The sequence below is a fragment of the Thiomicrospira sp. ALE5 genome (genome assembly GCF_900112445.1).
Lineage (GTDB): Bacteria > Pseudomonadota > Gammaproteobacteria > Thiomicrospirales > Thiomicrospiraceae > Thiomicrospira.
In genome coordinates this window covers 449,188-473,639 of the sequence record NZ_FOYY01000003.1, presented here as the reverse complement: position 1 = coordinate 473,639, position 24,452 = coordinate 449,188, and the positions used below count along the sequence as shown (strand labels likewise).

The 24,452-nt window shown below is 45.0% G+C and carries 27 protein-coding genes; 18 read left to right on the top strand and 9 right to left on the bottom strand.

Annotated elements, in window-relative coordinates:
* Positions 1 to 4: 4 nt before the first annotated feature.
* Positions 5 to 1,390 (bottom strand): class II fumarate hydratase, encoded by a 1,386-nt coding sequence (locus BM293_RS02455; protein WP_093446555.1) that lies wholly within the window; start codon positions 1,388 to 1,390, stop codon positions 5 to 7.
* A gap of 227 nt (positions 1,391 to 1,617) precedes the next feature.
* Here BM293_RS02455 and BM293_RS02450 point away from each other — a divergent pair, with 227 nt between their 5' ends.
* Positions 1,618 to 2,289 (top strand): response regulator, encoded by a 672-nt coding sequence (locus BM293_RS02450; RefSeq protein WP_093446553.1) that lies wholly within the window; start codon positions 1,618 to 1,620, stop codon positions 2,287 to 2,289.
* A gap of 49 nt (positions 2,290 to 2,338) precedes the next feature.
* Here the strand turns inward: BM293_RS02450 and BM293_RS02445 are convergent, their stop codons facing one another.
* From BM293_RS02445 to ettA, 3 genes are read right to left on the bottom strand one after another with little or no spacing between them, the layout of a single operon-like run.
* Positions 2,339 to 2,821, bottom strand: coding sequence for a DsrE family protein (locus BM293_RS02445; protein WP_093446552.1), 483 nt, complete (start codon positions 2,819 to 2,821; stop codon positions 2,339 to 2,341).
* Between the two features lie 60 nt (positions 2,822 to 2,881).
* Positions 2,882 to 3,799: a sensor domain-containing diguanylate cyclase gene (locus tag BM293_RS02440; RefSeq protein ID WP_093446550.1), complete on the bottom strand. Its 918-nt coding sequence runs from the start codon at positions 3,797 to 3,799 to the stop codon at positions 2,882 to 2,884.
* Between the two features lie 10 nt (positions 3,800 to 3,809).
* A complete protein-coding gene (ettA, locus tag BM293_RS02435) occupies positions 3,810 to 5,477 on the bottom strand; it encodes an energy-dependent translational throttle protein EttA (protein ID WP_093446549.1) in 1,668 nt (555 codons plus the stop codon).
* Positions 5,478 to 5,637: 160 nt separating this feature from the next.
* Here ettA and glyA point away from each other — a divergent pair, with 160 nt between their 5' ends.
* The 8 genes from glyA to thiL are packed head-to-tail and all read left to right on the top strand — an operon-like array spanning position 5,638 to position 12,341.
* The gene (glyA, locus tag BM293_RS02430) at positions 5,638 to 6,912 is read left to right on the top strand and encodes a serine hydroxymethyltransferase (RefSeq protein WP_093446547.1); all 1,275 of its coding nucleotides are present in this window, start codon (positions 5,638 to 5,640) and stop codon (positions 6,910 to 6,912) included.
* Between the two features lie 12 nt (positions 6,913 to 6,924).
* Positions 6,925 to 7,392 (top strand): transcriptional regulator NrdR, encoded by a 468-nt coding sequence (gene nrdR, locus BM293_RS02425; RefSeq protein WP_093446546.1) that lies wholly within the window; start codon positions 6,925 to 6,927, stop codon positions 7,390 to 7,392.
* An 11-nt stretch (positions 7,393 to 7,403) separates the two neighbouring features.
* Positions 7,404 to 8,564, top strand: a complete 1,161-nt coding sequence (gene ribD / locus BM293_RS02420) for a bifunctional diaminohydroxyphosphoribosylaminopyrimidine deaminase/5-amino-6-(5-phosphoribosylamino)uracil reductase RibD (RefSeq protein WP_093446545.1) — start codon at positions 7,404 to 7,406, stop codon at positions 8,562 to 8,564.
* A 9-nt stretch (positions 8,565 to 8,573) separates the two neighbouring features.
* Positions 8,574 to 9,221 carry a riboflavin synthase gene (locus BM293_RS02415; protein WP_093446543.1) on the top strand — a complete coding sequence of 216 codons (648 nt, stop codon included), beginning with the start codon at positions 8,574 to 8,576 and terminating at the stop codon, positions 9,219 to 9,221.
* A 29-nt stretch (positions 9,222 to 9,250) separates the two neighbouring features.
* A complete protein-coding gene (gene ribBA / locus BM293_RS02410; RefSeq protein WP_093446542.1) occupies positions 9,251 to 10,369 on the top strand; it encodes a bifunctional 3,4-dihydroxy-2-butanone-4-phosphate synthase/GTP cyclohydrolase II in 1,119 nt (372 codons plus the stop codon).
* Entirely contained in the window at positions 10,366 to 10,833 is a 468-nt protein-coding gene (gene ribE, locus BM293_RS02405; RefSeq protein ID WP_255360087.1) for a 6,7-dimethyl-8-ribityllumazine synthase, read from the top strand. The genes ribBA and ribE overlap by 4 nt, the downstream gene beginning before the upstream one ends.
* Before the next feature lie 3 nt (positions 10,834 to 10,836).
* Positions 10,837 to 11,340, top strand: coding sequence for a transcription antitermination factor NusB (gene nusB / locus BM293_RS02400; RefSeq protein WP_093446539.1), 504 nt, complete (start codon positions 10,837 to 10,839; stop codon positions 11,338 to 11,340).
* An 8-nt stretch (positions 11,341 to 11,348) separates the two neighbouring features.
* Entirely contained in the window at positions 11,349 to 12,341 is a 993-nt protein-coding gene (thiL, locus tag BM293_RS02395) for a thiamine-phosphate kinase (RefSeq protein ID WP_093446537.1), read from the top strand.
* 1 nt (position 12,342) lies between these two features.
* On the opposite strand, the gene BM293_RS02390 is transcribed toward thiL, so the two are convergent.
* A complete protein-coding gene (locus BM293_RS02390) occupies positions 12,343 to 13,416 on the bottom strand; it encodes a 3-deoxy-7-phosphoheptulonate synthase (protein ID WP_093446536.1) in 1,074 nt (357 codons plus the stop codon).
* A gap of 216 nt (positions 13,417 to 13,632) precedes the next feature.
* On the opposite strand from BM293_RS02390, the gene BM293_RS02385 reads away from it, so the two are divergent.
* Complete coding sequence (locus BM293_RS02385) at positions 13,633 to 13,932, top strand: DUF3579 domain-containing protein (protein ID WP_093446535.1); 300 nt, start codon at positions 13,633 to 13,635, stop codon at positions 13,930 to 13,932.
* 33 nt (positions 13,933 to 13,965) lie between these two features.
* Here the strand turns inward: BM293_RS02385 and BM293_RS02380 are convergent, their stop codons facing one another.
* The 4 genes from BM293_RS02380 to BM293_RS02365 are packed head-to-tail and all read right to left on the bottom strand — an operon-like array spanning position 13,966 to position 17,015.
* The gene (locus BM293_RS02380; RefSeq protein ID WP_093446533.1) at positions 13,966 to 14,772 is read right to left on the bottom strand and encodes a prepilin peptidase; all 807 of its coding nucleotides are present in this window, start codon (positions 14,770 to 14,772) and stop codon (positions 13,966 to 13,968) included.
* A gap of 16 nt (positions 14,773 to 14,788) precedes the next feature.
* Positions 14,789 to 15,175, bottom strand: coding sequence for a 6-carboxytetrahydropterin synthase QueD (gene queD, locus BM293_RS02375; protein ID WP_093446532.1), 387 nt, complete (start codon positions 15,173 to 15,175; stop codon positions 14,789 to 14,791).
* A 53-nt stretch (positions 15,176 to 15,228) separates the two neighbouring features.
* Positions 15,229 to 16,134: a polyprenyl synthetase family protein gene (locus tag BM293_RS02370; RefSeq protein ID WP_093446530.1), complete on the bottom strand. Its 906-nt coding sequence runs from the start codon at positions 16,132 to 16,134 to the stop codon at positions 15,229 to 15,231.
* Positions 16,135 to 16,136: 2 nt separating this feature from the next.
* Positions 16,137 to 17,015, bottom strand: a complete 879-nt coding sequence (locus tag BM293_RS02365; RefSeq protein WP_093446529.1) for an SDR family NAD(P)-dependent oxidoreductase — start codon at positions 17,013 to 17,015, stop codon at positions 16,137 to 16,139.
* An 88-nt stretch (positions 17,016 to 17,103) separates the two neighbouring features.
* Here BM293_RS02365 and BM293_RS02360 point away from each other — a divergent pair, with 88 nt between their 5' ends.
* The 8 genes from BM293_RS02360 to tolQ are packed head-to-tail and all read left to right on the top strand — an operon-like array spanning position 17,104 to position 24,442.
* Positions 17,104 to 17,850: a DUF502 domain-containing protein gene (locus tag BM293_RS02360; RefSeq protein ID WP_369793691.1), complete on the top strand. Its 747-nt coding sequence runs from the start codon at positions 17,104 to 17,106 to the stop codon at positions 17,848 to 17,850.
* Between the two features lie 56 nt (positions 17,851 to 17,906).
* Positions 17,907 to 19,694 carry an aspartate--tRNA ligase gene (gene aspS / locus BM293_RS02355; RefSeq protein WP_093446528.1) on the top strand — a complete coding sequence of 596 codons (1,788 nt, stop codon included), beginning with the start codon at positions 17,907 to 17,909 and terminating at the stop codon, positions 19,692 to 19,694.
* On the top strand, positions 19,694 to 20,806 hold the full coding sequence (gene nadA, locus BM293_RS02350) for a quinolinate synthase NadA (protein ID WP_093446527.1): 1,113 nt from the start codon (positions 19,694 to 19,696) through the stop codon (positions 20,804 to 20,806). The genes aspS and nadA overlap by 1 nt, the downstream gene beginning before the upstream one ends.
* Positions 20,807 to 20,821: 15 nt before the next feature.
* On the top strand, positions 20,822 to 21,577 hold the full coding sequence (locus tag BM293_RS02345; protein WP_093446526.1) for a YebC/PmpR family DNA-binding transcriptional regulator: 756 nt from the start codon (positions 20,822 to 20,824) through the stop codon (positions 21,575 to 21,577).
* Positions 21,577 to 22,107, top strand: coding sequence for a crossover junction endodeoxyribonuclease RuvC (gene ruvC, locus BM293_RS02340; RefSeq protein ID WP_093446524.1), 531 nt, complete (start codon positions 21,577 to 21,579; stop codon positions 22,105 to 22,107). Before BM293_RS02345 ends, ruvC begins: the two co-directional genes overlap by 1 nt.
* Positions 22,108 to 22,138: 31 nt before the next feature.
* Positions 22,139 to 22,753, top strand: coding sequence for a Holliday junction branch migration protein RuvA (gene ruvA, locus BM293_RS02335; protein ID WP_093446523.1), 615 nt, complete (start codon positions 22,139 to 22,141; stop codon positions 22,751 to 22,753).
* Positions 22,750 to 23,760 carry a Holliday junction branch migration DNA helicase RuvB gene (ruvB, locus tag BM293_RS02330; protein WP_093446521.1) on the top strand — a complete coding sequence of 337 codons (1,011 nt, stop codon included), beginning with the start codon at positions 22,750 to 22,752 and terminating at the stop codon, positions 23,758 to 23,760. Before ruvA ends, ruvB begins: the two co-directional genes overlap by 4 nt.
* A gap of 4 nt (positions 23,761 to 23,764) precedes the next feature.
* Positions 23,765 to 24,442, top strand: coding sequence for a protein TolQ (tolQ, locus tag BM293_RS02325; RefSeq protein WP_093446520.1), 678 nt, complete (start codon positions 23,765 to 23,767; stop codon positions 24,440 to 24,442).
* Positions 24,443 to 24,452: the final 10 nt, after the last annotated feature.

Genomic DNA, 24,452 nt, shown 5'->3' with positions numbered 1-24,452 from the left:
CGGTTTATAGGCCGGGTGTACCGCCCTCTGTTAAGCGTTTAGGGTCAAGTAGTTTGACCAGCGTTGTGCGGTCAAGGTCTGTTAGCTGTTCAGCGACATCTATAACGGGTTGCCCAGTTTGGTACGCTGTTTTAGCAATCTCAGCCCCTTTTTCATAGCCTACCACACTATTTAGTGCTGTGACTAGGATAGGGTTCACTGCAAGCGCGCGTTCTAATTGGCTAAGGTTAACTTTAAAGCCAACAATGGCTTTATCTGCGAGTAGATTCATCGCATTCGCTAACATTTCAATTGAATTCAGCAGGTTGTTGGCTATCATCGGTAGCATAACGTTCAATTGGAAGTTGCCTGACTGTGCGCCGATGGTTACTGCGGTGTGGTTTCCGGTAACCTGTGCGCAGACCATTGCGACGGCTTCAGGAATTACCGGATTGACCTTGCCTGGCATAATAGAGCTACCGGGTTGTAATGCAGGTAACTGTATTTCAGCTAGGCCTGCTAGGGGGCCAGAGTTCATCCATCGTAAATCATTCGCTATTTTCATTAAGCTGGCCGCAAGCACATTCAGTTGACCACTTAATTCAAGTGCTGTGTCTTGGCAACTTAAGCCAACAAAAAAGTTATCCATTGGCTGATAGTTTGTCTGATGCCTGTTGCTTAGGTGTTTGCAAAATGCCACGGCAAAGCCCTTAGGCGCATTAATGCCTGTACCAACAGCGGTACCGCCCAGAGTCAACTTCGTTAGGCGTTGTTGGGTGTTATTTAGGCGTGCTAGGTTGTCTATAAGTTGGTGACGCCAGCCAGACAGTTCCTGTGCAAATTGAACAGGCATGGCATCCATCAGGTGAGTACGACCTGTTTTAACGACATCGGCTACTTCAAGCTCTTTAGCTTCTAAGGTTGAAATTAGGTGAGCAAGTGCAGGCTTGAGTTGACGGGTAAGTACTTGATTGGTACTAGCATGAATGGCACTTGGAATAACATCATTGGAGCTTTGACTCATATTAACATGATCATTAGGGTGGATATCGACCTGAGTCAGTTGCGAGGCAAGAGTCGCTATGACTTCATTCATGTTCATATTGGAGCTGGTGCCCGAACCTGTTTGGAAGACATCAACAGGAAATGCTTCCATGGGACAGTTCTGTAGGATGCTAGCAACAGCTTGTTCGATAGCATGGGTTTGTTGATCGGTTAATAAACCTAAATCATTGTTTGCCTTAGCACAGGCAAGTTTTACTTCAGCTAGCGCTAAAATAAAAGCTTGCGGCATGCATTGGCCGCTAATGGGAAAGTTTTCTACAGCGCGTTGAGTTTGTGCACCATAGAGTGCATCTGCGGGAACCGTCATTTTTCCCATACTGTCATGAACGTCACGTGTTTTTGTCATGCTTGTTATGCTCCAAATTTAACTCCGCTCATTTTAACCGAGAATACAAGGGATGTGGGGTTAGCTAAAAAACTCTGAATAAGGTTTTTGTGTGCGTTTTATGTAAAAAAGATTGTTGTAAAAATTTTTTACATGGTAATATGCACACCAGTAATTTAAGTCATGTTACCTAAATTTTATCAGGTAAATTTTTAGCTAAAAAGTATTAAAGTCTGTAGGGGTGAACTATGGCAGAAAAAATCAAACTAGTGTTGGCAGAAGATCAGGAGCTAGTGCGTGGCGCTATCAAAAACTTAATCGAGTCTGACAAACGCTTCGATGTTGTTGGTGAAGCCGGAGATGGTATTGTTTGTATGGAGCAGGTACGTGCTACTTCACCTGACTTGGTTGTGATGGAGTTAGCCTTACCCAAGTTAAATGGATTCAACACAATTTCACAGCTAAAACGTCGTCATCCAAAAGTAAAAATTATGGTGTTAACCTCAGCATTAACGCCAAGTGTCTGGGTTGAAGCTTTGGAAATGGGTGTCCATGGTATTGCAACTAAGTCAGTCGCAAAGTCATCGTTGCTTAATGGTCTAGAGCAGATCGTAGCAGGTAACCTGTATGTTGATGACATGATTAAACCTCATGTTATGTCGGTGATTGATGACGCCAGTCCGATTAAGAAAAAGCGCAGCATGCGCAAGCTTTCGGTGCGTGAAAAACAGGTAACTAAATTGATTGCTGAAGGCTTTAAGACCAAGGATATTGCTGTGATGCTTGATATTAGTGACCGTACTGTTTCAAAGCACCGTGAAAACTTGATGACTAAACTAGGTGCAACATCGCCTGCTGAAATTACGCACTATGCTACGGATACCGGTTTAACAAAAGTTGACATAGTAGAAATTGAATAAATAAAAAGCCCCGAAATGGGGCTTTTTATTTAGCAGTGCATGGAAAAGGTTATTGGATTTTTAGGTAAGCATAGCCTTGGCTTTGCAGAATCGCAATATCAAACACACCAGAACCGACTAGTTGTATACCATCATAAATTTTACCTGGGTCTAGGTTAATTTCATTGCGGGTATGATCACAAAGCTTAACTTGTACACCGCGCGAATTCATTAAAGCGTCTAGTCGCCCTTGTAATTCTTCACGGCGCTCTAGTAACGCCTCATCATGCTCATAAGGCGTGCCAGCAAGAGCATCGTCAGTGACAAATCGTAACCCATGGCCTACAAAGACCAAGTGTACGTCTGCTTCCATCAGTTCATTTTCATACGCGTTCATAATATTGTTGATTGAGGTAAGTGTAGCTGAATAGCGAGTTACGTCGCTAAAATCAACATGATAAACCACTTTTGCACCTTCATCGGCGGCATGACCAGCCGTGCTTGCCAAGCCTAATGTTAGTGCAATTGCAAGGGATTTGAACCAGTTTTTCATGATGTATCTCCTGTTGTTATTACTAAAAAAGCTTATTTTTGTAGTGGGTTAAAATAGCGATTAGGCCATTTTAGTGTTTTCGCGACTGCGCTTAATCGCACCAATCGCTTCCTGAACGCGATTAAATAAATGACGGCTGTCTTTATCTGTATCGCGTAATTCTGTCACGCCTGCTTTACTAGTCAAACAAGTTGTGGTGGTTTCGTCAAGGCGTATTTTTTGTGCGGTGATTTTTTCTTGAGCCAGTTTGGCAATTCGAAAGGCGTCTACCGCTTTTACTTCATCCAAAACCACCATAAATTGGTCACAACTTAAGCGACCTAAATAGCCTAAATCTTTGCAGGTCACCTCCAGTGCATGTGCAGCTTGCAAAATAGCCTGGTCACCCATCTCGTGGCCATAGCCGTCGGTAATATTTTTAAAACAATCGAGGTCAATTTTAATTAAAGACAAGGGTTGTCGGTTCATTCGCGCTTTGTTGATCAACTCATCACACAGATTAAGAAAGAAATCTCGATTATAGAAGCCAGTTAGCGCATCATTTTGTGACAAATGCTCGATTTGCTCTTCCATGTGTTTACGTTGGGTAATATTGATAGCCAGCCAGATGACTGCCGGTTGTCCGTAAGCCTCACTGTCAATTGGATAAACGCGCGCTTCGTACCATTGCCCACCTGTTGGTCCATTTGGGTCTATTCCCTGAACTTCAGTGTTGGCAAGTTGGTACTCAATATCTTGTAGCGATTGGGTTTTAATGGCCTTTTGAACGACATTTAAAAAGCGCATTGCCACTTTTTCAGGTAATACTTGTTGATAGGTTTTGCCAATGAGTGGGTGACCGTCGGCGTATAGACTGCGTTCGTTGCCACCAATAATGTCTAGATACGTGCCATCTTGTCCCATTACAAAAATGGGATCAGGCATGGCATTAGCGATCGCGACTAGGTGAGAGGCGAGGTGTTGCTGTTGGTCTGCCATGCTTAGCTCCTCAGACTTTAATGGGTTTATATTTAATACGATGAGGCTGTGCGGCTTCCGCACCTTTGCGGCGTTTTAAATCAGCTTCATAATCCGAAAAGTTGCCTTCGAACCATTCAACATGCGAGTCACCCTCAAAAGCGAGCATGTGCGTTGCAATACGGTCAAGGAACCAACGGTCATGCGAGATCACCACTGCGCAGCCAGCAAAATCAAGCAGAGCCTGTTCCAATGCGCGTAGTGTTTCAACGTCTAAATCATTGGTAGGTTCGTCAAGCAGCAATACATTGCCGCCCTTGCGTAGGGTTTTAGCTAAGTGAACCCGGTTTCGTTCACCGCCTGATAGATCGCCAATACGTTTTTGTTGATCGCCACCCTTGAAGTTGAATCGTGAACAGTAGGCGCGCGTATTGACTTCGAAATTGCCGACCATGAAGATTTCATCGCCTCCTGAGATTTCTTCCCAGACAGTTTTGTTGTCATCCAATGCATCACGACTTTGATCAACGTAAGAAAGTTGTACAGTATCGCCAAACACAATGTCACCCGAGTCAGGCTGTTCTTGTCCAGTGAGCATTTTAAATAGTGTTGATTTACCGGCGCCGTTAGGTCCAATAATACCCACTATGCCACCTTGTGGGAGTTTAAAGTTTAGATCTTCAATCAGTAAGCGGTCGCCAAAGCCTTTACTGATGTGGTTGACTTCAATGACTTTTTCACCTAAACGCTCCGCAACGGGGATGAATATTTCATTGGTTTCGTTGCGCTTTTGATTTTCAACACTGCTTAATTCTTCAAAACGTGCCATACGGGCTTTTGATTTGGCATGACGCCCTTTTGGATTGGCTCTTACCCACTCAAGTTCTTGTTTGATGGTCTTTAAACGTGCGACTTCTTGTTTCGCTTCCTGTTCTAGGCGTTGTTCTTTTTGTTCCAGCCAAGAGGAGTAATTGCCTTCATAAGGAATGCCTTGGCCACGATCCAGCTCCAAAATCCACTGGGCGGCATTGTCAAGGAAGTAGCGATCATGGGTAATAGCCACAACGGTGCCAGGGAACTCAAGTAGAAAGCGTTCTAGCCAGGCAATCGATTCAGCATCCAAATGGTTGGTGGGCTCATCTAACAACAACATGTCAGGTTTGGATAAAAGTAATCTACAAAGCGCCACACGACGTCGTTCGCCACCGGATAGTTTGGTGACATCCGCATCCCAAGCGGGTAAGCGCAGTGCATCGGCGGCGATTTCAAGGGTGCGTTCAAGGTTATGTCCGTCCATCGCTTGGATTTTGTCTTCAATCTCAGCTTGCTTAACAGCGAGTTTGTCAAAGTCAGCATCGGGTTCAGCATAGGCGGCATAAATGGCATCAAGGTCAGCCATGGCCTGTTTGACTTCTGCTACAGCTTCTTCAACGTTGCCACGCACATCTTTGTTGGGGTCAAGCTGGGGCTCTTGAGGTAAATAGCCGACTTTTATGCCTGGTTGCGGACGCGCTTCGCCTACGATGTCCGTATCAATACCGGCCATGATGCGTAAGAGGGTGGATTTACCCGAGCCATTTAAACCTAGTACGCCAATTTTGGCGCCTGGAAAAAAAGATAATGAAATATCTTTAAGAATGTATTTAGATGGGGGAACCACTTTTCCAACGCGATTCATGGTGTAAACAAATTGAGCCATTCGAAATCCTATTTAAACTAATGGTTAATAACGCTCTTAACTTTACCTAAGTTTGTGCAATTGTGAAAGTCGATCACGCTTTTTACATGGTGTATTTTTGTAACTACTGTTAAAATTAGTGAAATTTTTAAAGTAGCCTGATGTAAGTTGGAGTAGATAAATGTTTAACCAAGCCATGACGATTGCTGGATATGATGATGATGTTGCTGTTGCAATAGCCAATGAAGCCCAGCGTCAAGAAGATCACATTGAATTGATTGCCTCTGAAAACTATACCAGCCCACGTGTTATGGAAGCGCAAGGTTCGGTATTAACTAATAAGTATGCGGAAGGCTATCCCGGTAAACGTTATTATGGCGGTTGTGAACATGTCGATGTGGTCGAAGCTTTGGCGATTGAACGTGCTAAACAACTTTTTGGTGCTGACTATGCGAATGTGCAACCTCACTCAGGTTCACAAGCCAACGCACCGGTATTTATGGCCCTTTTAGAGCCGGGTGATACCGTGTTAGGTATGAGCTTAGCGCACGGTGGCCACTTAACGCATGGCGCAAAAGTGAATTTTTCAGGCAAAATCTACAACGCTGTACAGTATGGTCTAAACCCTACAACGGGTGAAATTGACTATGAACAAGTTGAAGCTCTCGCTAAAGAGCATAAGCCCAAGTTAATTATTGCCGGCTTTTCTGCTTACTCGCAAATTGTTGATTGGCAACGTTTTCGTGATATCGCTGACATGGTCGGTGCGTATCTGTTAGTGGATATGGCGCACATTGCAGGCCTGGTTGCCGCGGGTGTTTATCCTAACCCGGTGCAAATTGCCGATGTTACTACAACCACAACGCATAAAACCTTGCGTGGCCCACGTGGTGGTTTGATTCTAGCTAAAGCCAATCCAGAAATTGAAAAAAAATTAAATTCATTGGTATTCCCTGGTACTCAGGGTGGCCCTTTAATGCACGTCATTGCGGCTAAAGCGGTCGCATTTAAAGAGGCAATGGAGCCAGAATTTAAAACCTATGCTCAGCAGGTTGTTAAAAACGCCCAAGCCATGGCACAGGTTATTTTAGAGCGCGAATTAGACGTGGTTTCGGGGGGCACCAAAAACCACCTATTCTTAGTAAGCTTAATTGAAAAAGGCTTAACCGGGAAATTGGTTGACGCTGCACTGGGTGATGCGCATATCACCATTAATAAAAACTCAGTGCCAAATGATCCTATGTCACCGTTTGTTACCAGTGGTATTCGAATTGGTACGGCGGCCATCACAACACGCGGTTTTAAAGAGGCCGAGTGTGCAGAATTAGCGGGTTGGATTTGTGATGTTATTGATGCCTGTGATCAAGCTAATGAAACCTGGGATGATGCGGTTATTGACCAAGTTCGTCAAAAAGTCAGTGCATTATGTGCACGCTTTCCTGTTTATAAGGCTTAATTAGGGCGCCCAATGCATTGTCCTTTTTGCAATACCCCTGAAACAAAGGTAGTGGACTCGCGTTTAGCCGGTGAAGGTAACCAAATCCGCCGGCGCCGCGAGTGTCTCAATTGTGGCGAACGTTTCACGACTTATGAAAGCGCTGAGTTGAGTCTGCCGCGAGTGATTAAATCCAATGGTAATCGTGAAAAGTTTGATGAATTGAAGTTGCGTCAGGGCTTGCTAAAGGCATTAGAAAAAAGACCGGTCGCCAGTGATCGTATTGATGATGTTGTCCAGCAAATTATCAAGCGATTAATGGCGGAAGGATCTAGAGAAGTCCCTGCGAGTCGAATCGGTGAGTGGGTGATGAGTGCACTTCGTGATTTAGACCCTGTAGCCTATGTGCGCTTTGCTTCAGTCTATCGTTCTTTCCAAGACGTAGAAGCTTTTCGTGAAGAAGTGGAAAAGCTGATGGCGTTAACCGCTGCTAAAACCTAACTGATTTCTAGATGTCATATTCCCTTCAGCCTTCCCATACCGATTTAATTTGGATGAATCGCGCCCTCGATTTAGCTCAATTAGGACGTCTATCTACGCGGCCTAATCCTGCAGTGGGCTGCGTCATTGTAAAAGGAGGGCAAGTGGTTGGCGAAGGTTGGCATCAGCAAGCAGGTCAACCTCATGCTGAAGTTTTAGCTCTTCGCCAAGCAGCCGAGCACGCCAAAGATGCGACCGCCTATGTCACCCTAGAGCCTTGTTCACACTTTGGTAAAACGCCGCCCTGTTGCAATGCGCTTATCGCAGCCGGCGTTAAACGGGTCGTCATTGCGATGACTGATCCTAATCCGTTGGTGTCAGGCCGAGGCATAGCTGCCCTAGCTTCAGCAGGCATTGAGGTTACGCAGAATGTGGCTAGGGCACGTGCTAAAGCTTTAAATGCAGGGTTTGTGATGCGAATGCAAACGGGTAGGCCCCTGGTTAGTCTAAAGCTGGCGACCAGTTTAGATGCTAAGGTGGCATTAGCTAATGGTGAAAGCCAATGGATTACTAACGAGCTCGCTAGACGCCAAGGCCATCTGTTACGTGCGCAACACTGTGCCATTGTGACCGGCATTGATAGTGTCATTGTTGATGATCCGCAACTGACAGTGCGGGTAAGTGATGATGATCTAAACAAGCAGGGCTGGTCGTCACAGCGACGAGTCGAACCCTTTAAGGTGGTATTAGACAGTCATTTACGCTTGCCTTTGACAGCAAAACTCTGTGCACAGCCTGATAAATTAATTGTGTATACCACTCAAACTGCGCAAACCAAGCAGGCGACTAAGTATGCGCAATTGTTGGATTTAGGGGTAAAGGTCCATGTTGTTGCGCAAACAAATCATTCGCGTGTTGAGCTGATTGACGTTTTGAACCACTTAGCAGCACATTATCAGTGTAATAATGTCATGATAGAAGCAGGGGGCACGCTGGCCGGTGCGATGTTGAATCAGCAGTTGGTGGATGAAGTTCATTGGTTTAGTGCGCCCACTGTGTTAGGGCCGGATGCGCAAAGTGCTCTGAACCTATTGCCTTTGCAGCATTTAGAGCAGGCGACGTACTTTGAGCTGCAAGAGCAGCAGCTTTTGGGCGATAATTTTTATCGACGCTATCAGTGTGTAAAAGCATAAGGGATTAGAATGTTTACTGGAATTATTGCAGCCGTTGGACAGATTAAAACGATCGAAACAAAAAATGGTGATTGGCGCTTAACCGTTAACACAGGGCTGCTTGACTTAACCGATGTCGCGTTGGGCGATAGTATTGCAACGAATGGTGTTTGTTTAACGGCCGTTGAGCTTGGCACAGATTATTTTGTAGCAGACGTGTCTGCTGAAACGCTTACAGTCACCACTTTAGGGGCGATGAAAGTAGGTAGTCAGGTAAACCTGGAAAAAGCGCTTCGTTTAGCGGATCGTTTGGGTGGTCATCTGGTGAGTGGTCATGTTGATGGCGTAGGTGAAGTAGTGCGCATATCACAAGATGCGCGCTCTTGGCGTTTTTTGATCTCGGCCCCAGAGGCGATTGCCCATTACATTGCTCATAAGGGTTCGATTTGCATAAACGGTATTAGTCTGACGGTTAATAGCGTTCAGGGCCATCAATTTGACATCAATATCGTGCCTCACACGATGGAAAATACGAATATTAAAACTTGGCAAGTCGGTACGCGACTCAATTTGGAAGTCGATTTATTAGCGCGTTATTTAGAGCGCTTGCTGGAGGGAAAGTCAGCAAAGGCGCCTTCAGCAATTACCGCTGAGTTTTTGGCAAAAAATGGCTACTAGTTAACAGATTAACGACAAAAGGTTGGGCAATGGAATTAAGTAGTATTGAAGAAATCCTAGCAGATTATCGCGAAGGCAAAATGGTCATTTTGATGGACGATGAAGATCGCGAAAATGAAGGTGATTTGCTTATTCCTGCGGCAAAAGTGACCCCTGAGGCGATAAACTTTATGGCGCGTTATGGGCGCGGGCTTATTTGTTTGACCTTAACCAAGGAACGCTGTCAGCAGCTGCATCTGCCCCTGATGGTGCGTGACAATCAAGATCCACACGGCACCAACTTTACTGTTTCAATTGAGGCTGCCAAAGGCGTATCAACCGGTATTTCAGCGAGTGATCGAGCAATAACCGTGTTAGCGGCTGTCAAAGCGGATGCGCAACCCAGTGATATTGTGACTCCAGGGCATATATTCCCATTAATGGCCAGGCCTGGTGGTGTATTAACCCGTGCTGGTCACACGGAAGCCGGTTGTGATTTAGCGCGTTTAGCAGGCTATGAGCCAGCGTCGGTGATTGTGGAAATTATGAATGAAGATGGCTCGATGGCGCGTCGTGATGATCTAGAACGCTTTGCTCAGGAGCATGGTCTTAAATTAGGTACGGTAGCGGATTTAATTCAATATCGATTACAAAATGAAAAAACGGTTGAGCGTGTGTCTTCATGTAATCTACCGACACGTCATGGTGAATTTAAACTTTATGCTTATGAGGATCGTTTGGATCATAAAGCCCATTTTGCACTGGTTTGTGGTGAGATAAAACCAGACGAGTCTACCTTGGTACGTGTGCATATGCAGGATACGCTGTGTGACATGCTTGGCTCACAACGCAAAGAGTGTGGTTGGTCACTGGATGAGGCTATGCAACAAATTCAGGCCGCTGGGGCAGGTGTGATAGTCGTGTTAAGGAAGCATGAAGAAGCAGTGGATTTGCTTGATCGTGTGGCACGCTATCAATTAGCGGACAGAGGGATTCAGCACCCAGACAGCTATGTAGAAGATGATGCTAAGACCTATGGCTTGGGTGCCCAGATTTTGGCTGACCTAGGGGTCACGCGTTTAAGGGTAATTGGGTCTCATTGGAAATTAACGGGTTTAAGCGGTTTTGGACTGCAAATAGAACAATATATTGATAAACAGGAAAAATAGTCATGAAAACATTGGCAGGAAATTTACAAGCAGACGGTCTAAAGGTCGCCTTGGTTGTTGGGCGTTTTAATAGCTTTGTTGTTGAGCATTTAGTGTCTGGAGCGGTTGATACGTTTGTTCGCCATGGTGGTGATACGGAGAACTTGACTCAAATATTAGTGCCAGGCGCGTTTGAAATTCCACTTGCAGCACAAAAAGTAGCCGCATCAGGTGAATATGATGCGGTTGTTGCTTTGGGTGCTGTTATTCGAGGTGGTACGCCGCATTTTGATTATGTAGCGGGCGAGTGTGCGAAAGGTTTAGGGCAAGTTATGTTAGATCATAATGCGCCGGTATCTTTTGGTGTATTGACTGTTGACTCTATTGAGCAAGCCATTGAACGTTCAGGGACTAAAGCGGGTAACAAAGGTGGGGAAGCCATGTTATCAGCTATTGAAATGATTAACTTGTTAAAGCAGATCTAAGTAATGAATGACAAAGGTTTGGAAAAACTTGATCTGGCTGATTTAATCAAGCAACCATCAGAACTAGTGGATGATCATTCAAAGCCGGTTAGTCAGCGCACCATGACCCGTCGTGCTGCTGTACAAGCTTTATATCATTGGACATTAAACCCACAAGACACTTACCTCATTGAAAAGCAGTTCTATGAGGAGGGTTGGCTAGGTGGCGTTGACCGTGTTTGGTTTAAAGACATTCTTAATAAAGTTACCGAAAATGTGACGACGTTAGATGCAGTTTATGCGCCTTTTCTGGATAGGTCGGTCAAGTTAATCAATCCGGTTGAGCGCTGCATTTTGCGTTTAGCTGTATATGAATTGCAAGATCAAATACAGGTGCCGTCTAAGGTCATTATTAATGAAGCCGTTGAGCTGACTAAGTATTTTGGTGCTGAGGATTCACATAAGTACATCAATGGTGTAACTGATAAGGTTGCCAAACAAGTGCGACCAGCAGAGTTTGACGCTTAATCACCTTTATGGAATTTGACCTCATCAATCGGTATTTTGCTCCGCTAGGTAAGGGGCTAGCGGAGGCTGATCTCAGTATTGGTGACGATGGTGCCGTTATTACGCCGCCAAAAGATAGTCAGTTAGTTGTGGTGACCGATACCTCGATTGAAGGTGTTCACTTTCCTTTATTAACGTCTCCATTTGACGTTGGTTGGAAGTCTCTTGCCGTCAATTTAAGTGATTTAGCTGCAATGGGCGCGCGTCCCGCTTTCTATTCGCTCGCATTAACAATTGAAAAATATGACCAGGCCTGGTTGGCTGCATTTACAGGAGGGTTGTGCGCGATGATGCAAAGCCTTGTTGATGATGCGGCTATATCCGCTTTACCATTGGTTGGTGGTGATACTACGCGTGGTCCTTTGAGCATTACGATTACAGCTCATGGATGGGTAAGGCGTGGCTGTGCTATACCACGCAGTGGTGCTCAGCCAGGGGATGGTATTTTTGTGTCTGGTCTGTTGGGCGAGGGTGGCTTAGGTTTAAGCTTAGCTTTGGCAGCTCAGCAGCCCAACAATGCAGCCGAAGTGCAGGCATTAACAAAGTTAAATCGGCCTAATCCAAGGGTGGGCTTAGGTTTGGCTTTAGTTGATCTAGCAACGAGTGCTATTGATATTTCAGATGGTTTGTTGGCTGATTTAAATCATATTTTACAGGCGTCAAAAGTGGGCGCTGATCTTGATATGACGGCTATGCCGATGAGTAATGCGGTTAAAGCATGGGCGGGCGCTGATTGGCTTAAACCAATTAATGCAGGTGACGATTATGAATTGTGTTTTACTTTACCGCCTCAACACTGGTCAAAACTAGCCGACCTGAGTAGCCAGTATGCTGTCAAGCTTACTAAAATCGGTCAAATAACAGCGCAGAAAGGTTGTCGCTTAGATGGTCAAGCCATAGCGACGGCTGATTTGACTAGCGAACAAGGTTTTAATCATTTCGCTAGTCATCTGAAGTCTTAAACTAGCTACGCTGAATCATGGCTCGACGAGCACGTACACCTTCAGCTAAAACGTCTAATAATGTTTCACTCATTGGCCAGTCGATACATGCGTCAGTAATGCTTTGTCCATAGGTTAGCGGCTGGCCGGGTGTAACGTCTTGACGACCAGCAACTAAGTGGCTCTCTACCATAGCTCCCATGATATTCGTTGTGCTTGCAGTAAGTTGTTCGCTAATTGAGCGTGCGACGTCCATTTGTTTTAGATGGTCTTTAGCGCTATTGGCATGGCTGCAGTCAACCATTAATTTGGTTTGTACTGCCGCTTTTTGTAACTCTGTAATAGCTTGTTCGACATATTGGGGCGCATAATTGGGGCCATCATTGCCGCCACGTAGAATAACATGGCAATCTTGGTTGCCTGTTGTGGAAAAAATGGCTGAGTGGCCTTGTTTAGTTAAAGACATAAAAATATGTGGTCGGTTTGCTGCTCGAATCGCGTCAACCGCGACTTTAAAGCCACCATCTGTCCCATTTTTAAACCCGACTGGACAGGACAGGCCAGAAGCAAGTTCTCGGTGGCCTTGGCTTTCGGTGGTTCGTGCACCAATTGCACCCCAGCTAACTAGATCTGAAATGTATTGTGGTGAAATTAGGTCTAAAAATTCTGTTGCAGCAGGTACACCTAGGCTGTTTACGTCAAGTAAAAAACCGCGTGCTTTTTCGAGGCCTTTGTTGATTTTGAAGGTCTCATTAAGGTCTGGATCATTAATCAATCCTTTCCAGCCTACTGTTGTGCGAGGTTTTTCAAAGTAGACTCGCATTACAATCAACAAGTCTTGTTGGTGCTTTTCAATTTGAGTGACAAGCTTTTCAGCATACTCAAGTCCAGCTTGGGTATCGTGGATTGAGCATGGTCCCATTACTACGAGCAACCGATCATCTTGACCATTAAGAATGGCTTTTATAGCCTCTCGCGTCTTAAATACCGTAGCGGCAGCTTGCTCGCTAATTGGAAATTTTTCGTGCAATGCAATCGGCGGCTGCACTTCAGTAATATGATTAATGCGGAGGTCGTCGGTTTTAAACCTGGTCATAGCGGCCTGATCCTGAAGCTGATTTATGAAATTGCAGGTATTATAGGGTATTTGTGCCTAGAGACCAAAAGTGTTAAGCGATTAAACGAAAAAATATTGCTACTCTTAGTTATAAACTATAAAGAAGGTTAGTTATTTCAATAATCCTTGGGTATTAAAAAATCTTATTTATGCTAAAATTTGCCACAAGTTTTTAATGAATAAGAGAAACTCATCTTGGCGCAACATTGCAAATTTATTATTGAAGGTTTTACTGAAGACGGTCGAAAGTTTCGTCCGAGTGACTGGATTGATCGTATCTCGTCTTTAATGGCATCTTATGGCGCATCGCAGCGTTTAGTCTACTCTGATTTAATGCACCCTGAACTCTATAATGGTCAAAAGTGTCTCATTATTGATACAGAGTTGGAGATTAAAAACCCTGGCATGTTTGAGTACGTGATGGAGTTTGCCAAAAGTAATAACCTGAAGATGACTAAGGTTTGTGAGGTTGTTGAGTCTAAACTGGGTTCCTAGAATCTAGATTTATTAGTAACGCTTCACCTTAGGCTACGTGGCAAGCATCACCAGCAGTATAATAACCCAGCCAGCCATCGCTAGACTTGGCCCAAAAGGCATCATGCAGTTGAGTTGTCCGTTATAACGCCAGCGTTGCCATAAGCTGATAAATAGTGCAATCATCGCTGCTATTATCAAAATAAGCGGTAAGTTTTGTAAGCCAACCCAAGCGCCTAGTGCGGCTGTTAATTTAAAATCACCATATCCCATACCTTCCCGTTTTGTGATGGCGAAGTGTAGTTGATAAACTATCCAGAGTAATAAATAGCCAAATGCAGCCCCTAGTACTGCTTGCTCAAGTGTTACCCATTCAAACATGATATTGGCCAGCAAGCCAAGCCACACTAGTGGTAGAGTTAAACTGTCTAGTAATAGCTTGTGTTCTTGATCTATCTCGGCGCTTAGTAATAGCCACCAACCCAGCACGGTTGCGACAAGCGTGCTGGTAAGATCGTTAAAGATCAGCATACTTAGCAGTGGGATAAGTAGGCTAATTATTTCAATGCGTTTTAGTTGTCTTGCGCGCTGATCATTTAGTGGTTGGAGACTTTTCTGCCAAAAAATTAAACGCTGTAGTAAATAACTTTTTTGATGCCACCGTGTGCCGGGTTTAAAGACGTGGCGCAATGGGCGCAGTAAAACCCGTATTTGAGTGGCTTGGGGTTTAAATAGTAAACGAGGGAGTAGATAGGTTAATTTGAAGATGATTTGGCTTGCGATCAAACTGAACACCAATATCATCACTAGACTTATGGCTGGGTAATCGGGCAAGTTAAATGGCAAGGTGGTTAGTGACATGCCCGCTATTTAGGCCTCAGCTATCAATTTCGGAGTAAGTGACATAATTTCGATCATTTTCCCAGACACGTATTTGGTGCATCTTGAAGAGGTCTTGGTCAAGGCGTTTGGCTAGTTCATTAAACAAGTATTGTGCGATATTTTCTGCTGTCGGATTGGTGCGTTGAAAATGCGGGTGGTCATTTAAATAGCTATGATCAAGTTCGGCGATGACCTCTTTAGCATGATGCTTTACTTGTTTAAAATCAATGACCATACCAATGTCATTTAAAGTATGGCCAATTACAGATACTTCTATTTTCCAGTTATGACCATGAAGTTTTGCACAATCACCGTCGTAGCCAATTAGGCGATGAGCTGCGGCAAAGTCAAGTTGCGTGGTTAGAATAAAGTTTTTTTTCATGGTCTATCTTAGTGCCTGATTTGTAACTGAATATATGCTTAATTATAACGAATTTAGTGCTCACGTTCGCCAATAAATTGAATGATTTCAGCTAAAAAGCGCAGGTCATCGTTAATGGCTGGGTGGGTCTGTAGTTGGGATAAGTATTGAAAGGCTTGACTGATTAATTGGTCGCGCATGATTTTCGAATGCGCTAGACCAAGCAGGCCAGGGTAAGTGCTTTTGCCTAATTCAGAATCACGGCCTTGGGTTTTTCCTCGTTTTTCGGTGGGCGCCTCAATATCTAAAATATCATCTTGAATTTGAAACGCGAGCCCAATAGCGTCCCCCAAACCCACTAAGATAGGTTGTAAGTCCTCATAGTAAGGAGAGGTTATGGCGCCAAATAACAGGCTGACTTTGATCAATGCGCCCGTTTTAAGTTGATGCAGTTGGTTAAGCTGGTCTAGGTTTAAAGGCGTGTTTTCTCCTAGCATATCCAGCATTTGTCCTGCAATCATGCCTTGTGGTCCAGCTGCAGTTAAGAGCGTTTGAGTGGACAGTATTTTTTGGTCGCTAGACAGGTGATTTGATTCAAGCAATGTTTGCAATGCCAGGCCTTGAAGTGCATCACCTGCTAAAATTGCGGTAGCTTCACCAAATGCAACATGACAAGTCGGCTTTCCACGACGAAGTACGTCATTGTCCATGGCTGGTAAATCATCATGTACAAGCGAGTAGGCGTGAATAAATTCAATGGCCGTTGCACAATCAAGTAGTGCGTCATGATTGAGTGCCAGTGCGTCGCCAAGCGATAAGCAGAGTGCGGGTCTTAAACGCTTGCCTCCTTGAGCGCTGGCATAGTTCAATGCCTCTATTAATGGTGAAATTAAAATGTCTTGATCAGTAAATTGCGCTATCTTGACGTTTAGGTGTTGGTTTACCTTGGTTTGTATGCGCGTCAGTTGTTCATGTTGCATACTTAGCGTTTACCTTCACCGCTTACTTTGATGAGTAGTCGATCTAGCCAGCGTACAGGTAATAGGCGGCGTAAAATGTGGAATAGGTGTGTGGGTAAGGTGATAGCGTACTGGGCTTTAGGGCGTTTAGCTCTAAGTGCTTTAAGTGCTACTTTAGCGACCGCCTCGGCAGGCAGCGTAAATGGAGCGGGAGCGGTATTGGCCGTAAGGCGGGCTATCATGTTTTGATAGGTTTGTTCGTGTCTGCTAGGTTGGTCGGCGACCCATCGTATAAAGTTTTGATGGGCATTGTGTCTAAATTGACTCACAATTGGGCCGGGTTGGAGTAGTGCAATGTCTATCGGTTTTGATGCAAGTTCTATGCGCTGAGTGGCGGCCAGTCCTTCAAGTGCAAATTTACTGGCATTGTAGCAGCCTCGAAGACTCATGGGAGTAAAACCTAGCACCGAACTATTGTGTAATATGCGGCCATAGCCCTGTTTAAGCATTTGTTTGATGGCAAGTTGAGAAAGTTGGTGGGTGCCAAAAACATTGGTATGGAACTGCTCTTCTAGCGCAGCTCGACTGATGTCTTCTAGTGCACCAGGGATGCCAAAGCCGGCATTGTTGAATAAGCAATAAATTTGTCCACTTGCAATCTCCAGTGCTTGTTGCCAGGCCTGGTTGACACTATTTTGATCAGCGAGGTCTAATTGGACTAGGCCTGCAAAACCATAGGCTGCTAGTCTTTGTTGGTCATCTGTTTTGCGATAGGTTGCAATAACATGATAGCCATGCCGTTGAAGCAACTCAGCTGTTGCCAGTCCAATGCCTGAAGAGCAACCGGTGATTAACACGTATTCATAAGGCCTAATTGGCCGGCTCGATAGTGTGGGGTACATAGTTTTAAGGTTAAATTTATAATAGGAGCATAATACTAGCGGAAAAAACCAGCTGAAACAATGCGTTGATTTTCAAAGATGGCCGCAAGTGACCGATCAAATTATGTATAATAATGCGCTTAATTTTGGATTGACCATGACTCTACTAAAGCGATATTTTATTGCGGGTTTAATGGTGTTGCTGCCTCTGTGGATCACCTTCGAAGCAATATTATTTTTGATGGGTATTTTTGATCGCAGTTTGCGATTGATACCAGACCAGTATCAGCCTGAAGTGTTGTTAGGTTTCGCTATACCCGGTTTTGGGTTGATTGTGTCATTTGCTATCGTAGTGATGACCGGGATGCTGGTAGCCAATATCCTAGGAAGTCGCATTGTGAGTTGGTGGGAAAGGTTTCTATCTAAGATCCCGCTTGTAAGGTCTATTTACACAGCGGTTAAACAAATTGTTGAATCCTTTGTTGGTACAGGGCAAAAAACATTTCAACAGGTTTACCTGGTGGAATATCCGCGCAAAGGGCTGTGGACGCTTGGATTTAAAACCAGTGGTTTGATGGGGGAGGCGCAAACAAAAACAGGCGCGCCATCTGTTATCAACTTGTTTATACCAACCACCCCTAATCCCACATCAGGCTTTTTTATCATGGTCAATGAACAGGATATTGTTGAACTAGAAATGTCAGTGGATGATGCGTTAAAAATGTTGATTTCAGGTGGTGTCGTCGTCCCACCGTGGCAGCAAGTGCCGTCAGGGTCAGAGCAGCAGCAAGAATTAACGCTTGCTTCGCCAGATGAACGCGCGCTTGCTGGCGAGGGTTCAGCTGCAAAGTTTTAATAGAATGTATTTAAAAATCATATTTCGTTTAAGTTTTATAAATTGAAGGATAAACAATGCGTACACACTACTGTGGTCAGGTAACAGAAGCATTAATTGGTCAAACTGTCAGCGTGGCGGGTTGGGTTCATCGTCGTCGTGACCATGGTGGCGTTATTTTTATTGATTTACGCGATCGCGAAGGTTTGGTGCAAGTAGTCGTAGATCCGGATACCGCAGAAATCTTTGCTAAGGCTGAACATTTACGTTCTGAGTGTGTATTGCGTATCAGCGGGATTGTTCGCGCCCGTCCAAAAGGCACCGTGAATGCTAACTTAGCGTCTGGACAAATCGAGATGCTGGCAAAAGAACTGGATGTGCTCAGCATGGCAGAGCCGATTCCATTCCAGCTTGATGATAAGCAGGTGAGTGAAGAGGTACGCTTGAAGTATCGTTACATCGACTTGCGCCGTGATGAAATGCAAAAAACCTTAATGCTGCGTTATGCGGTAACCCGTTCAATGCGTAATTACTTGGATAATAACGGCTTTATTGATATGGAGACTCCTATTCTCACCAAGTCAACGCCTGAAGGTGCGCGTGATTATCTGGTGCCAAGCCGTACCCATGAACATAAGTTTTTTGCGCTACCACAATCGCCGCAATTGTTTAAGCAGTTGTTAATGATGTCTGGCTTTGATCGCTATTATCAAATTACCCGTTGTTTCCGTGATGAGGATTTACGCGCGGATCGTCAGCCGGAGTTTACTCAGTTAGATATCGAGACCTCGTTTATGGATGAAGACGGGGTGATGGGATTGATGGAAGGTTTGACCAAGACCATTTTTAAAGAAGGCATTGGCGTTGAATTTGATTATGATTTCCCACGAATGAGCTATGCGGATGCGGTGCAAAAGTATGGCATTGATCGTCCAGACTTACGCATTCCGCTTGAACTGGTGGATGTGGCAGATTTGTTACAAGATATCGAGTTTAAAGTATTTGCTGGACCGGCCAAAGATCCAAAAGGCCGTGTGGCGGCATTATATGTGCCGGGTGCGGGCGAGATGTCGCGTAAAGAAATTGATGATTACACCAAATTTGTCAGTGTTTATGGCGCCAAAGGTTTGGCTTACATTAAAGTGAATGATCTTGCCGCCGGTATTGATGGCTTGCAGTCGCCGATTGTGAAATTTTTCCCGGATCAAGTGATGCAGATTCTTGAGCGTGTGGGCGCTAAAAATGGTGATATTGTGTTCTTTGGTGCGGATAAAGCCAAAATAGTTAACGAAGCGCTGGGCGCATTGCGCGTTAAGATCGGTGAAGATCGTCAAATGTTCACCGATAAATGGAAACCAGTATGGGTAGTCGATTTCCCGATGTTTGAAGAAGATGAAAAAACCGCGCGCGTTGCGGCCATGCATCATCCATTTACGCAACCTAAAGCAACCACCGAAGAAATTTTAGCCTCAAAAAATCCAGGGAAAATGTTAGCGCGTGCCTATGACTTGGTGATTAACGGTATTGAAGTTGGTGGCGGTTCAGTGCGTATTCACGATACTAATATGCAGGCAGCCGTGTTTAAGCTGTTGGGAATTAGTGATGAGGATGCGGCGGAGAAGTTCGGCTTCTTATTAAATGCGCTGAAATACGGTTGCCCTCCGCATGCGGGTATGGCGTTTGGTTTAGATCGTTTGATTATGCTGATGGCTGATCGTGAATCGATTCGTGATGTGATTGCTTTCCCGAAAACACAGTCCGCGGCCTGCTTGTTGACCGAAGCACCAGGCCTGGTAGACTTGGCACAATTGCGTGAACTAAACATCCGTTTGAATAAAAAACTAACTGAGAATACAGCGGGTTAATGGCACAGTTAGCAACCGATATTCCACTCGAGCTAGTGGCACGCATTAATGAGCTTGCGGCCAATGCGCCGCGTTTAATGCCGATTAAGCAGACTGAAAAATCGGCTCTAATTGCGCGGATAAAAGTCTTATTAGCCAAGCACCGAGCTCAGTTAGTCGCACATTATTATGTGGATGCCGATTTGCAAGCCTTGGCTGAAGCAACAGGTGGTGTTGTTGCTGATTCGTTAGAAATGGCAAATTTTGGCGCGCAGTCAGACGCTGATGTATTGATTGTCTGTGGTGTGCGTTTTATGGGCGAAACGGCCAAAATGTTGAGTCCAGAAAAAACAGTGCTCATGCCTGATCTTAATGCGACCTGTTCATTAGATGTCGGCTGTCCAAGTGATGAATTTGCGCAGTTTTGTGCGCAGTATCCTGATCGCAAAGTGGTGGTGTATGCCAATACCAGTGTTGAGGTGAAAGCCTTGGCAGACTGGGTAGTGACTTCGGGTAATGCACTGGCGATTGCGCGTCATTTGAAGGCGCAGGGTGAGAAGATTATTTGGGCACCCGATCAGCATCTTGGTCACTGGATTGAGCAAGAAACCGGTATCAATATGATTCGCTGGATGGGGCATTGCATTGTTCATGATGAATTTAAGGCTTTTGAGCTTGAGCAGCTTAAACAGCAGTATCCAAAAGCGAAGTTGTTGGTTCATCCTGAATCTGCGGCGGCAGTGGTGGCTTTGGCCGATGTAGTCGGGTCAACGAAAGTGCTGATTAATGCCGTACAATCCATGCCGGATACGCAGTTTATTGTGGCGACCGATCAGGGGATTTTTTACAAGATGCAGCAGTTAGCGCCCAACAAACAATTAATTGTTGCGCCTACTGACTCAAAAGCGAAGCAATGTATTAGCTGCGCTAACTGTCCTTGGATGGGTATGAACGGATTGGAGAACCTAGCGACTGTTTTGGAGGCGTTAGATCAGGATGATCAGGTGCTGGCTCAGCATGAAATACGGCTTGATGAGCAAAAACGTCAACAGGCTTTGGTGGCATTAAACCGCATGCTTGCGTTCTCGCGTGAACAGGGTTTGGTAAACCCTACCCCAAATACTAATCGATAAAAAAGAGAGATAAGTATGGCAGGACATAGTAAATGGGCGAATATTAAACATCGTAAAGCCCGCCAAGATGCGAAAAAAGGCAAAATTTTTACTAAGCTAATTCGTGAGTTAGTGGTGGCCGCCAAAGCGGGTGGCCCTTATCCAGAAGATAATCCTCGCTTGCGTGCGGCAGTGGATAAAGCCTTGCGTGAAAATATGAAACGCGACACCATTGATAAAGCGATTGCACGGGGTGCGGGTAATCAAGAAGGGGACGACTACGAAGAGATTCGTTATGAGGGCTATGCCCCTGCCGGTGTAGCGGTGATGGTGGATTGTTTAACCGATAATCGCAATCGCACCGTGGGTGAAGTGCGACATGCCTTTACCAAACACGGTGGTAATTTAGGTACAGACGGTTCGGTGGCTTACATGTTTGCAAAACAAGGCTTGATTCAGTTTGAACCAGGCCTGGTTGAAGATGCCATTATGGAAGCGGCTATTGAGGCGGGTGCAGAAGATGTTAAGGCTGACACAGATGGCAGCATCGCTGTCGTAACCGCACCGGAGGACTTGCATAGTGTGGCGGACGCGTTAGCAAATGCCGGTTTTACGGCTGCACAGGTCGATGTAAATATGGAAGCGGATATTAAAGTCAGTTTAGACTTCGATGATGCTCAACGAGTGATGGCAATGATAGATATGTTAGAGGATTTGGACGATGTTCAGCAGGTCTATACCAACTTAGACATTTCTGATGAGGTGATGGCGCAGTTAATGGCCGCTGAATAATGCCAAGTAACCGGCCAAGTCATCGAATTTTGGGGATAGACCCTGGTTCACGCAAAACTGGGTTTGGCGTAATAGAATCCGGTCGATACCATCCAAAATATTTGGCTAGCGGGGTGATTCGAGTCGAAAAATTTGCTGGCACTGAACGTTTGACGCGTATTTTTCAATCAATTGGAGAATTGATCGAGCGTTATGACCCCCATTTTGTAGCGGTTGAAAAAGTCTTTGTTCATAAAAACCCGAGTTCGGCCATTAAGCTTGGGCAAGCGCGAGGTGTAATTCTATGCGCAGCGGCTTTGCAGTCTCGCGATATTATTGAATATACCCCAACACAAGTTAAAAGCACGATTGTTGGTCAGGGTCATGCTGGAAAAGATGCTGTGCAGTTTATGGTGAAGCAGTTATTACGTTTAACTGAAGTTCCGCAAGAAGATGCGGCCGATGCCTTAGCCTGTGCTTTGTGTCATGACCGCTATTTAACACTGGGAATTGATCCAGCGAGTTTGTCAAAAGGCACGCATTTTAAATAATGGCGTTATCCAACACCAAATAGGGTATGAAATGATCGGCTTTTTACATGGTACGCTTGTCGCAAAACAACCGCCTTTATTATTACTCGATGTCAATGGTGTGGGGTACGAATTAGAGGCGCCCATGTCTACCTTTTATGCACTACCGGAAGGGCAAGTGCAGGTCAAGGTATTGACGCATTTGCATGTGCGTGAAGATGCCATGCTCCTTTATGGTTTTGCAACAGACTCAGAACGTCAGTTATTTCGCGAGTTGGTCAAGGTGTCCGGTATAGGCACCAAAATGGCCCTTGCAGTCTTATCAACCTATTCTGTTCAAGATTTTAATCATTATATCCATACGGCTGACACGATAGCGCTTGCTAAGGTACCGGGTATTGGCAAAAAAACTGCTGAGCGAATGGTCATTGAAATGCGTGATCGGCTGCAAAAAGTCTTTGGCAGCAGTTTGCAAGCCACATCGCAGTCAGGTGATACAGCCTCTTCATATCAAGGCTCAAATTTAACCAAGCAATCGGCTATTGCAGCTTTGGTTTCTTTAGGGTATAAAGAAGCCCAGGCGGAATCCTGGGTTAATAAAACCTATGATGATTCGTTGTCACTTGAGCAGGTAATTAAGCAGGCGTTATTACAGGTTAGACTATGATTGAAACAGATCGCATTATAGGTAGCCAAGAACAGGACGACGATCTGTATGCAATGCCTAAAATTCGACCGCAGTTTATGCAGGACTATATTGGGCAAACGGCGGTACGAGAGCAGCTCAGTATGTTTATTGACGCGGCAAAAATGCGTCGTGAACATTTGGATCATGTCTTATTGTATGGCCCACCAGGCTTGGGTAAGACAACTCTGGCTAACATTGTTGCCCAAGAAATGGGCGCGACATTACGTCAAACATCGGGGCCTGTGCTGGATAAGCCTGGCGATTTAGCGGCTATATTAACGCGTTTAGAACCGCATGATGTATTGTTTGTTGATGAAATACATCGTTTGAGCCCAGTGGTGGAAGAAATTTTATATCCTGCCATGGAAGATTTTCAGTTGGATATTGTGATTGGGGATGGTCCGGCAGCCCATAGCGTAAAAATTGACTTACCGCCTTTTACATTAGTAGGTGCAACGACGCGAGCAGGCCTGCTAACTTCACCATTGCGTGATCGCTTTGGTATTGTGCAGCGACTTGAATTTTACAATGAAGCAGAGTTAACTCAGATCGTTTCGCGTTCAGCCAATATTTTGGGTGTAGCCTGTGAACAGCTGGGTGCGACAGAGGTAGCTAAACGGTCACGTGGAACGCCGCGTATCGCAAATCGTTTACTTAGACGGGTTCGTGATTTTGCACAGGTCGAAGGTAATGGTGTGATTACTCAAGCCATCGCCAGTGCCGCGTTAAATTTGCTTGAAGTTGATCCAATGGGATTGGACAAGATGGATCGACGACTATTAGAGAAAATCATCGCACATTTTGATGGTGGCCCTGTCGGTATTGAAAGTATGGCAGCGGCTGTAGGTGAAGAGCGTGGTACCATTGAAGACGTTATTGAACCTTATCTGGTACAGCAGGGATTTATGATTAGAACGCCAAGAGGCCGTGTTGCGACAACAAGGGCTTATCAACATCTTAATATTGCAGCAAAAGAAAAGGATTAGCTGAATGGGTGATCATTCGATTATTGATTTAATGTTAATGGCCAGTCCAATTGTACAATTGGTCATGGCCATTTTGGTATTCATGTCAATCTCTGCATGGGCGATTGCTTTAGCTAAGTCGCATCAAATGCGTAAAGCGAAGCGATGGATGACTGAGTTTGAAACGATTTTCTGGGATTCTGAGGACTTAGGCCAACTGTATCGCCAAGCTGCGCAAAAAGATCCTGCTGAATTAAAAGGGCTAGAGCGTTTATTTGAAGCCGGCTTTCAGGAGTTTGTGCGACTTAAAAACCAAGGTGTACAAGATGCCAATGATTTAATGTCGGCTAGCCACAGGGCGATGAAGATTGCGTTAGGTCGTGAAACGGAACGTCTTGAGCATCGTCTATCCTACTTAGCAACTGTGGGGTCATCTGCGCCTTATATAGGTTTATTTGGAACGGTAATTGGTGTTATTCATGCATTTCAAGCTCTAGGCGATTCACCTAGTATGACGCTGGCCGCTATTGCGCCAGGGATTGCAGAGGCGCTACTTGCGACTGGAATGGGGCTGTTTGCTGCGATACCTGCGGTTATTTACTATAATAGTCTAACTAATCGTGCCGATAGACTTTTGAGTGAGTATGAGCACTTTGCTGAAGAGTTTTTGGCTATCCTACAACGACAAGCTCATGCGAGCTAGAAGGAGCGGT